The 10390-nt window shown below is 36.1% G+C and carries 8 protein-coding genes; 6 read left to right on the top strand and 2 right to left on the bottom strand.

What is annotated here, in order from left to right; genetic code table 11:
- Window positions 1-125: 125 nt before the first annotated feature.
- The 3 genes from KQI22_RS13485 to KQI22_RS13475 are packed head-to-tail and all read left to right on the top strand — an operon-like array spanning window position 126 to window position 3164.
- Entirely contained in the window at window positions 126-845 is a 720-nt protein-coding gene (locus KQI22_RS13485) for an IspD/TarI family cytidylyltransferase (protein WP_216553327.1), read from the top strand.
- A complete protein-coding gene (gene aepY, locus KQI22_RS13480; protein WP_216553324.1) occupies window positions 845-1969 on the top strand; it encodes a phosphonopyruvate decarboxylase in 1125 nt (374 codons plus the stop codon). The genes KQI22_RS13485 and aepY overlap by 1 nt, the downstream gene beginning before the upstream one ends.
- Before the next feature lie 7 nt (window positions 1970-1976).
- Window positions 1977-3164, top strand: a complete 1188-nt coding sequence (locus KQI22_RS13475; RefSeq protein WP_216553321.1) for a glycosyltransferase family protein — start codon at window positions 1977-1979, stop codon at window positions 3162-3164.
- 7 nt (window positions 3165-3171) lie between these two features.
- Here KQI22_RS13475 and KQI22_RS13470 read toward each other — a convergent pair whose 3' ends face one another.
- Window positions 3172-4347: a glycosyltransferase family protein gene (locus KQI22_RS13470; protein ID WP_216553317.1), complete on the bottom strand. Its 1176-nt coding sequence runs from the start codon at window positions 4345-4347 to the stop codon at window positions 3172-3174.
- 228 nt (window positions 4348-4575) lie between these two features.
- On the opposite strand from KQI22_RS13470, the gene KQI22_RS13465 reads away from it, so the two are divergent.
- Window positions 4576-6321, top strand: coding sequence for a glycosyltransferase (locus KQI22_RS13465; RefSeq protein WP_216553314.1), 1746 nt, complete (start codon window positions 4576-4578; stop codon window positions 6319-6321).
- Window positions 6322-6378: 57 nt separating this feature from the next.
- On the opposite strand, the gene KQI22_RS13460 is transcribed toward KQI22_RS13465, so the two are convergent.
- Window positions 6379-7419 carry a glycosyltransferase family 2 protein gene (locus tag KQI22_RS13460; protein WP_216553311.1) on the bottom strand — a complete coding sequence of 347 codons (1041 nt, stop codon included), beginning with the start codon at window positions 7417-7419 and terminating at the stop codon, window positions 6379-6381.
- Between the two features lie 76 nt (window positions 7420-7495).
- On the opposite strand from KQI22_RS13460, the gene KQI22_RS14000 reads away from it, so the two are divergent.
- The gene (locus KQI22_RS14000) at window positions 7496-8500 is read left to right on the top strand and encodes a CatB-related O-acetyltransferase (protein WP_216553309.1); all 1005 of its coding nucleotides are present in this window, start codon (window positions 7496-7498) and stop codon (window positions 8498-8500) included.
- 288 nt (window positions 8501-8788) lie between these two features.
- Window positions 8789-10237 (top strand): AAA family ATPase, encoded by a 1449-nt coding sequence (locus tag KQI22_RS13450; protein WP_216553306.1) that lies wholly within the window; start codon window positions 8789-8791, stop codon window positions 10235-10237.
- Window positions 10238-10390 lie beyond the last annotated feature (153 nt).

The following is a 10390-nucleotide window of genomic DNA, read 5'->3' as shown; positions in this document are numbered from 1 at the left end:
ATTGAAGCTACTTCATATCCAGAAAACTCTAGTTTGAAGATATATGTAACTTGTAAACCGTTCAACAAATCCAGTAAAATCAAGGCTTTTGTTGAACATGCACTAAAAAGAATAGAGAGTAATTTATGATTATAGCAATGATTTTGGCTGGAGGAGTCGGTTCAAGAGTCAATGCAGATAGACCCAAACAGTTTATTGAAGTTTTTGATAAACCTGTTTTGGCATATACAATTGATATTTTTGAAGAGAATGAACAAATTGATGCGATAGAAATTGTGTGTCACGATAATTGGATTCATTATTTGGAACAAATGGTAAGAAAATATAAATATACCAAAGTAAAATGGATTACACGGGGAGGAAGCACTTTCCAGAAATCAGTAATAAATGGAATTCAATGTTTGGACAAGAATATAAATAATAATGATTACGTTTTGATTCATTATGGAGCAGCACCATTTACAAGCAGTTATATTGTTGAGGATGTTATTCGTGTCATGAAGAAACGTGGCAACGCATTTTCTGCAACACCGTGTTATCAGTTGATGGGAACCAATGATGGTGAGGAAAGTAAAAAGTGGATAGACAGAGATTCCTGCTTGCAAATTGCAAGCCCATACGGTTTTAAGTTTGCATATTTAAAGAGTGTGTATGAAAGAGCAGATAAAGAAGGATTACTGGAAAAAATTGAGCCACATGTTACTTCGCTGATTTATGCTTTGGAAGATGTCCTTTATAAGGCATACGGAGATCAAACCAATATTAAGATAACAACGAAAGCGGATATAGAGTTATTTAAGGCATATGTTTTAATGAAACAAAAAGAAAAACAGGAGAGAGATTAATGCAGGTAGAATCATTCATTAAAGTGCTAGACAGTGATTTTTATACCGGTGTACCGGATTCACAATTAAAACCTTTATGTAATTATTTAATGAACACATATGGTATTGATCCACAGCATCATGTAATTGCTGCAAATGAAGGAAATTGTGTTGCGCTTGCTACAGGATATCATCTTGCAACAGGAAAAATTCCGGTTGTATATATGCAGAACAGTGGTGAAGGAAATGTGATTAATCCGATTGCGTCACTGACGAATGACAATGTTTATGCTGTGCCTATGGTGTTTATTGTAGGATGGAGAGGACAACCTGGAATTCATGATGAGCCGCAGCATGTGTATCAGGGGAAAATAACAAAACAGTTACTTGCAATTATGGATATAGAGTCTTTTGTTATTACAAAAAATACATCGTATGACGAATTAGAAATCGTAATGGCATATTACAGAACTTTGCTGGCTAAAGGCAAAAGTGTTGCATTTATAATAGAAAAGGGTGTATTAGAATATGACGCTTCGGTTGCATATGGCAATAATTATATAATATCCAGAGAAGAGGCATTAACATACATACTATCAGTTTCCGGGAATGATCCGGTGATCTGTACTACAGGGAAAGCAAGCAGAGAAGTTTATGAAATAAGAGAGAAAAGAAGACAGGGACATGGGTGTGATTTTCTGACTGTTGGTTCTATGGGGCATAGTTCCTCCATTGCTTTGGGGATAGCATTACAAAAGCCGGAAACAAAGATATGGTGTATAGATGGAGATGGCGCTGTATTGATGCATATGGGGGCAATTGCTGTCATAGGAGCGAATGCACCGCATAATATGGTGCATATTGTTATTAACAATGAGGCACATGAAACTGTTGGAGGAATGCCTACTGTAGCAGGAAAAACTGATTTTGTTGCAATGGTAATGGCATGTGGATACCAATATGCGGTTTGTGTACAAAGTGTACAAGAACTGGAAACGGAATTGAAAAGGGTAAAAACATATGAGGGCTTATGTTTATTGGAAATAAAGTGCAGACTAGGGGCAAGGGATGACTTAGGCCGTCCTGTTTCTTCTCCGATTGAAAATAAAGAAGCTTTTATGGATTTTTTGGATAAGAAAGTATAATAAGACTATGAAATTATTGCTTTATAAATGGAATTCTTATTTGCAATATGATATCAGGCAAATATGTAAAGAAAAGAAAATTGAAATAGAGTCCTTTTCCTGGGAGTTTTCTGATAAAAATACAGATGAACATTTTGTAAAATGGTTTCGGGAAAAAATAGACTTAAAGTGTTTTGACGCTGTTATAAGTATTAACTACTTTCCTCTACTTTCAAAGGTTTGTAAAGAGCAAAATAGACCCTATATTGCATGGTGTTATGACAATCCGTTAAATATATTGGATATTGAGGAAACGCTAGGCAATCAAAATAACTATGTATTCTTTTTTGATCAAATACAGGCACAAATATATATGAACAAAGGATTTGACACAGTTTATTATGCGCCTTTGGGGGTGAACAGAACACGTTTGAAGCGTCTTGTGCTAACAAGAGAAGATGCTGAAAAATATCAATGTGATGTATCTCTTGTAGGAAGTTTATATGAGTCAAAGATAAATGAAATCCTTGCGGTTGTGGGAGCATATGAAAAAGGATATTTGAAAGCACTTATGAATGTCCAACAGAACCTATATGGTTATTATATGCTTGATGAATTATTAACTGATGCTTTCATGCAGAAGCTGAATGAAGGAATTCACAGAGATAATCCCCAAACAGAGTTTACTCTTCGCAAGGAAGCTTTAACATTTGCTATGGCAAGTGAGATAACACGTAGGGAGAGATTGATTCTGCTTACGGTTTTGGGGAAACGCTACAATACAAGATTGTATTCTTTTCAAAACAGTGAATTAATTCAAGGCGTAAAAATGTATCCTCCAGTTGACTATGTCTCCCAGATGCCACTTGTTTTTAGAGCCAGTAAAATCAATTTAAATCCTATATTACGGTGTATACAGAGTGGCATACCGTTAAGAGCGCTGGATGTTATGGGAGCAGGAGGTTTTTTGCTTTCATCATATCAGCCAGAGCTTGTAGAGTATTTTGCGCCGGATAAAGAAATGGTTGTATATGAAAGCATAGAAGATGCAGTTGAAAAAGCAGCGTTTTACCTGAATCATGAAGCAAACAGAGACAGAATCTGCTGTGCAGCAAGAGAAAAAGTATTGAAGCTGTTTAGTTTGCAAGATAGATTTGATCAAATATTACAATTGGTTTTTGAGAACTCAAAAACCAATTGCGTTGTTATGAAGTAACAGGGTATTAAATACATAGACGAATTATTTCGGTAAGCCAGGCTTGCGTTTTGTGAGCCTGACTTACTTTTTTATAGCCATTTTTTGCAATTTTTTCTCTTATGCTGTCATGTGTCAAGTAGAAAGCACATTTTTCGTTTAATTCTTCAAGGCAGGTATAGGATTCCAGATCAACCCCTATTTCAAAATATTCAGGAAGTTCATTCTGATAGTTGGTCATGAGAAATCCACCACATCCCAGAATATCAAAAATACGCAAAGGAAGTCCATCCTGTATTGGTTTGATGGTCATGTTTAAATTAATCTTTGAAAGATGAAAGATTTTAGGCATTTCTGTAAGTGTGTCTGCTCCTAAATGGGTTGTCACATTTTTTAGAAGAGAGGTATCACTTCTGGTGTATAAATCAACAGAAAAATGGGAAGCCAGTGCATTCAGTGTTCGAATGCGTTCTTCTTGTGCGATATGCATACCAATGTAACAATTAGCGGCAATATAAGGATCCGGGTCAACAATAGGATCTGGAAGCTGATAAAAGGAAGGATCTGCCTTTTTGAATGCAGAAACAATTTCCGGAGTCATAGATTCTTGAATGAAATTTAATCCGCAAATTTGCAGAGATGCCTCTGTAATGGCGTGGATATAGCCTTGCATATAAGGAGACAACTGAGGTAAAAGCCTGCTTAAAGGATTTTTTTCTGTGTATAAAGACCCAACAAAAGAGATGTCATGGGAGTATTTCGAAATATCTGTTCCGGTTATGGAAGGAACCACTTTCTGAAAGCGGTCGACAGCGCTATACAGTGGTATGTGAAAAATATGTTCTTTATTGTATTTGGAAAAGTCTTTGTATTGCGCAGGATCAAATAAAAAAATTCTATTAGTGTCATATTGGATAGATTTAGAAAAAAGCTCCGGTACGGGGGAATCTACTGTAAGACATATATATATAATACGATAAATATGGCATACTTCAGCGATAACAGGATAGAAATTTATACTGAACACAAAAATGGGAGCATAATTTGAAAAAGCATTTTGCAGTAATAAAATACGATCTTCCGATGTTATATGTTTATTGATGATTTCTGTCTTCTCTTCATAAACATGGAGCCCTAATGATTTAAAACCTTCTATCAGATCAGGTTCACAAATACTGCCATAACGGTAAAAAAGCATGTTCATTGTTTCGTGTTCCTTTCCTTAATTATATTGCTATCTTAAAATATAATCGAAATAGAAATAAAAAACAATTATCTTAATAAAAGATTCTGGAATAAGGAAAGGAAATTGTGTTTTGACTGCAGTAATAGTATAATAAAATAAAAATATTTATATATTCCGAGAACGGATTGTGGTGATAATGATATGTTTATACCTGACATAAAAACAGATGAGAAGGAGTATAGATGCGTGACAACAAAAGATGAGTTGATTGCATTAATTAATAATGGGGAATGGGAAAAAGCAAAGAAGGTACTGGATTGCTATAAAAACATGCAGAATGAGCAGTTAGATGAATTGGCAATCTGCGCTGCGGAAATTTATCTGGGACTGGGCGATCGGGAAAAGGCTTACCAATATATTGCGGATGGAATGAAAAACAATCCGAATAATTATGAACTGTATTTTATGTTGGGAAATTACTATGCAGACCATAATATTGATCAGGCTGTGTTATGCTATGAAATGGCTGCATATTACGCAAAAGGAACAAATGACTACGAGTATCTTCTGCGTTATTATGAGGAATATAAACAATATAACGAAACGAATGTTTCTCCGGTGAGCATTGTAATTGTATCTTATAATAGTCAGGCAATTATGAAAAGCTGTATCAAAACCATTCAACTGTATAATCCCGGCACCTCATATGAGATTGTGGTTGTAGATAATAATTCTACGGATGGAATACGCGAGTGGTTAAAAGAACAAAAGGATATAAAATTAATATGTAATGATACGAATACCGGGTTTGCTTATGCGTGTAACCAGGGTGCTGAAGCAGCCTGTAAAAAGAATGATATATTTTTCCTGAATAATGATACATTGGTTCCGCAAAACGCCATTTTTTGGCTGCGTATGGGGTTGTATGAAAATAAACAGGTAGGGGCAACAGGAAGCGTCACCAATTATGCAGGAAATGGACAACGTGTAGAAGAAAACATAGCAGATGTGGAGGGATGGTTCCAATATGCCAGAAAAATAAATATTCCAATGCAAAATGCGTATGAGAAAAAGACATCATTGATTGGATTTGCGCTGCTTATTAAGAGACATGTGTTTGATCGGGTAGGTATGTTTGATCTCAGATTTGGAAAGGGGAATTATGAGGATAATGATTTGGGACTGCGAATTCTGCAGGCGGGTTATTTATTGAATTTATGCCATAATAGTTTTATTTATCATTTTGGCTCATTGGGATTCAGGCAGAATGATCTTCGTGAGTATGCTGAACTGCTAAAAGAGAATCAACAGAAAATAGCAGAAAAGTGGGGATTTGATATACCACGTTACATGAATGTAAAGACAGAGTTAATAGATTTTATATCAAATGAAAAAAATGAAGATATTCATGTTTTAGAAGTCGGTTGCGGATTGGGAGCAACGTTGGCCAGTATATTGTATCAATGGCCGAATGCAGATGTGAAAGGAATTGAAGCAGAAGAAAAAATTGCAAGTCTGGGAGCAAATTACTTGGATATCCGACAAGGAAATATAGAGAATTCTCCGTTAGAATACGAAGAAGAATATTTTGACTATATTATTTTAGGGGATACATTAGAACAAGTATATGATCCTGAGGGGATATTACAAAAAATGTTACCACTGTTAAAAAAAGATGGCAGTATAATAGCAAGCATATCAAACGTGCAACATGTTTCGGTATTACTGCCGTTATTGAGGGGAAACTTTGAGTATGCAGAGACGGGAATTATCGATAAAAATCATGTCAGATTTTTTACATTGAAGAGTATGGTAAATATGCTGAAACGTAATTGCTTTGAAATTGAAAAGCTTGTAAATATATACAGAGAAGAGGATATAATAGAACAGGAGAAAGAATTATATTCGATATTGGCTGGCTTGCTTGGAAAGCAGTTTGAGGAGCAAAGTAATGCATATAAATATGCTTTCAGGGCTAGAAGAATTGGATAAATAAGATAATGGTTTCAAATTTTGAGAACATTTCAAACCATTATCTTATTAGTGCTTTTATGAAAACTCTACTGCGTTGATGTAATCGTTTAGAGCTTCTTGATCAGAAACAGAAAGCCCGTTTTTGATAATATCTAAAATGTCCTGATTTTCGGGCAATTTTATGTAGATATTATTGTACCAGGTGGGGAGAAGGTTTTGGATGCTGTCTTTCATTATTTGAAAAAAATCAAAACCTATATATAAAGAACCGGATTTCGCAAAATAAATGGTTTCTACCCAAAAGCTAAACAGAAAATAATAATCAATCTCCTCTTTAAATTGATTGTAAATTTGGGAATCATTACGGATTTTTTCAAAAACGGAAAGCTGGACAAATGGATGATCATATAGTTTCCCTTTTTGAGAAACATAGGACTGCATGGTGCTGCCTGTGTGGATTCTGTAGTTGTATTTGGGCTTTTCATAGCAATAAATCCTGTTTACCTTTAATAGCAGAGGATAAACAAAGGATGGCTCCTCATATGCTACTTTGGGTATAAAGGAAGGTTGTAATTTTCTGATAAAGTCACCATTGTAAAATTTGGATTGACTTCCGCAATTTATCAATCTTCCATTTAAAAAATGCTTGCGATCATCGTTATTCTGTATAGAATAGTAGCCAACGTAGTTAGAATTTGGAATGATTTTTTCTTTTATAACTTTTCCGTCTTCATCTAATAAAACCCGACGAAATGGGAACTGTACAATTTCTGCATTGTATTTTCGGGCAATATGATAAAGGTCTTCATAAAAGTCGTTATCCACCCAATCATCAGCATCAAGAAAAGAAATATATTCTCCTGTAGCATATTGTAAGGCGATATTACGAGCACCGCCCTGTTTGATATTTTCGGTTAAATTGATAACCAGAACGGACTCGGGATATTCTTTCTCAAAAGCTAGAATATGTTCTAAGGTATTATCTGTTGAAGCGTCATTTACGATAATAATTTCTAAGGAATCCATATCGATTGTTTGTTTTTTTAGCGAATTAAAACAATCATCGATATATAATTCTACATTATAGCAGGGTATGATAATTGATATTTTTTTCATAGGGTCTCTCCTTCTCTGGAGTATTTTATCACAGAATTTGTTGGTTTGTAAGCGTAATGAATAGGAGATTATAATTATGAATGTAAGTATAAAGGCAAATCCGGGAGAACTTTTATATTGGACAAAATTTGATATGCCGGACAATCAATTTCCGTTATGCAGCATTGATAAAGGGAGTTACATCGATAGCGGAGAAATATTGACAGGGGTAAATTTTGATTGGGAAGAGCAATGCCATTCCATTCAGATTGGGAAATATTGTGCGCTGGCGGCTGATATTAAATTTATTGTGGATTTGAATCATGATATGGGTGGAGTGTATCAAGGGTATATTCCTGTTCTGGGCGGAGATACCCCCAGAAAAAATTTTAAAAGGAAACGTAAAGGTCAGATTATCATACAAAATGATTGCTGGGTCGGAAATGGTGCGACTATATTGAATGGTGTTACAATTCACAATGGGGGTGTAGTGGGAGCTGGATCCTGTGTGACCAAAGATGTACCACCTTATGCTATTGTGGCTGGTAATCCGGCAAAGATTATAGGATATCGATTTGATCAGGGAATGATTAATAAGCTGTTGCGAATAGCATGGTGGCATTGGTCGGATGAAAAAATAGTAAAGGAAAAGGATTGCTTGCAAGGTGATATAAAAGAGTTTGTGAAAAAACACGATATCGAACAAGATCAACATAAAGAGATATATCCACCGCTCATTGGAGGAAAGAGATATCTCTTTTATATGGATACTGAGGAAAGTTGGTCACTATGGAAGAAGGTAATAAGAAGTTTTGCTGTTAGTAAGAATAAGACAAGTGATGAACTGGTGATTTATTATCCGGAAAAGACAGAGGAATTTCAAAAATCTATAGATGAATTCACGGCATTCCTACATGAACTGGATGGATATGATGCATGTTTGAGAATATGTGGAAATACGTTAAAAAATCCGGAGGATTTGTTGACTGGTGCGGATTTTTATATAACGAATAGAAGTAAGGAAAACATTCGTAGAATGGAAAGGGCCTATTTAGAAGGCGTGGTATGCATATCTGGTGTGGATATCCCCTTACAATTTTAATTGACTTGTATTTAAAACAAAAAAATACACTACTTGTAAGTATACTACTTACAAGTGCAGGTTTCATGGAAAATGAATTAATGGGGGATAAGAGCCAGTTGTATGGCAGGATTACTGACAAACTGGAAGTAGAACCCTTTGATTATGTAGAGGATTTGCTGTCTGACACGAACTTTTGTATTGATAAATGAAAAGTGGAACTGAGATAGCATAGAAGTGGGAAAAGAACATTGTTCTTTTCCCACTTCTGTTTTATAATATTCTCAAAACAGCAAAGGGGAAAACGGTATGGAATTTGTAACTTCCGTAGAAAAAGCATCTGAGTGGGGCGTCACAAAGCGAATGGTAAATTATTGGTGTGCCATGGGAAAAATCCATGGTGTGCAGAAAGAGGGGATTCGATGGAAAATTCCGACGGATGCAGAAAGACCGGACAGATACGGAGAAGGTCCGGCTATGGTAGATTATGTAGTCAGAATTATGGGATATAAAGTAGGAGTTGGCATCCAAAGCTTTGAGGAGATCAGATCTGCAGGTGCGTTTTATGTGGATAAGACATCTTTCATCAGTCAGTGGTGGGAAAATGAGCATGATGTGACATTGATCACAAGACCCAGACGGTTTGGAAAAACATTGAATTTAAGTATGCTGGAGTGCTTTTTTTCTCAAAAATATGCCGGCAGGGAAGACCTTTTTACTGGTCTGAAAATCTGGGAAAACCAGGCATATCACAAGCTGCAGGGAACATATCCGGTAATCTTTCTGTCGCTTGCAGGGGTGAAAGAAGAGACATATGAGAGCGCCTTTCGTTCGTTGTGCTTTGAGGTCAAATATATGGTAGATAATATCAAGGCAGGGCTTGATATGGAGCGATTTTCGGAAGAGGAAAGAGCGCAGCTTGCCAGGATCAGCTGGGATATGGACGAAGCCGTTGCGGTTAAGTCGTTAAAGCTACTGACACAACTTATGTACAGATATTATGGGAAAAAACCGATTATTCTGTTGGATGAGTATGACACACCCATGCAGGAAGCATATTTTCACGGATATTGGGAACGTATGGCAGCATTCATGAGAGGATTTCTGAATAACATATTCAAAACAAATCCGCTGCTGGAAAAGGCACTTATGACAGGCATCACAAGAATTGGCAGGGAATCTATGTTTTCTGATATGAATCATATTGATGTAGCTACAATTACCACACACAAATATGAAACCGCGTTTGGATTTACGCAAAAAGAGGTATTTGCTGCGCTGGATCATGTGGGGCTGGGGAAATATAAAAAACAGGTGAAGCAGTGGTATGACGGTTTTATGATCGGCAGGTGTAAAGATATTTATAATCCGTGGTCTATCACAAAGTTTATAGATTCAGATGGCAGATTTGATACATACTGGGCAAATACCAGTAGTAATACATTGATTAACAGATTGATCGCCAAAGGATCCCGTTATGTAAAATGTAACATGGAGGATCTAATGAATGGAAAACAGATCCTGGCACATATAGACGAAATGATCGACTTTTCTCTGCTGGACACGGACGAAGATGCAATCTGGGGACTTTTGTTTACAACAGGATATCTGCGGGCGGATCACGTAGAAGAGGATTTATATACGCTGTCTTTTACCAATATTGAGATCAGAAAAATGTTTGTCAGAATGTTCAGAAAGTGGTTTTATCGCAGAGGAAGTGACTTCGGAGATTTTGAGTGTGTGAATAAAACTCTGTAAATGTAATCTTCTATGATAATGATTGGGCTGAAGGCTCTCAAATGAGCATTCAGCCCTTGCTTTATATATAACAGTGTCGATTCGAGCATGTCAAGAGCAGGCGAAAATTTCCGCCTGTAAAACAAGCTTTAAAGTTACTATTCGGGCAATCGG

The sequence above is a fragment of the Kineothrix sp. MSJ-39 genome, from assembly GCF_018917935.1.
Lineage (GTDB): Bacteria > Bacillota > Clostridia > Lachnospirales > Lachnospiraceae > CAG-194.
The sequence above is the reverse complement of the archived record's forward strand: the minus strand, read 5'-3'. Positions and strand labels throughout refer to the sequence as shown.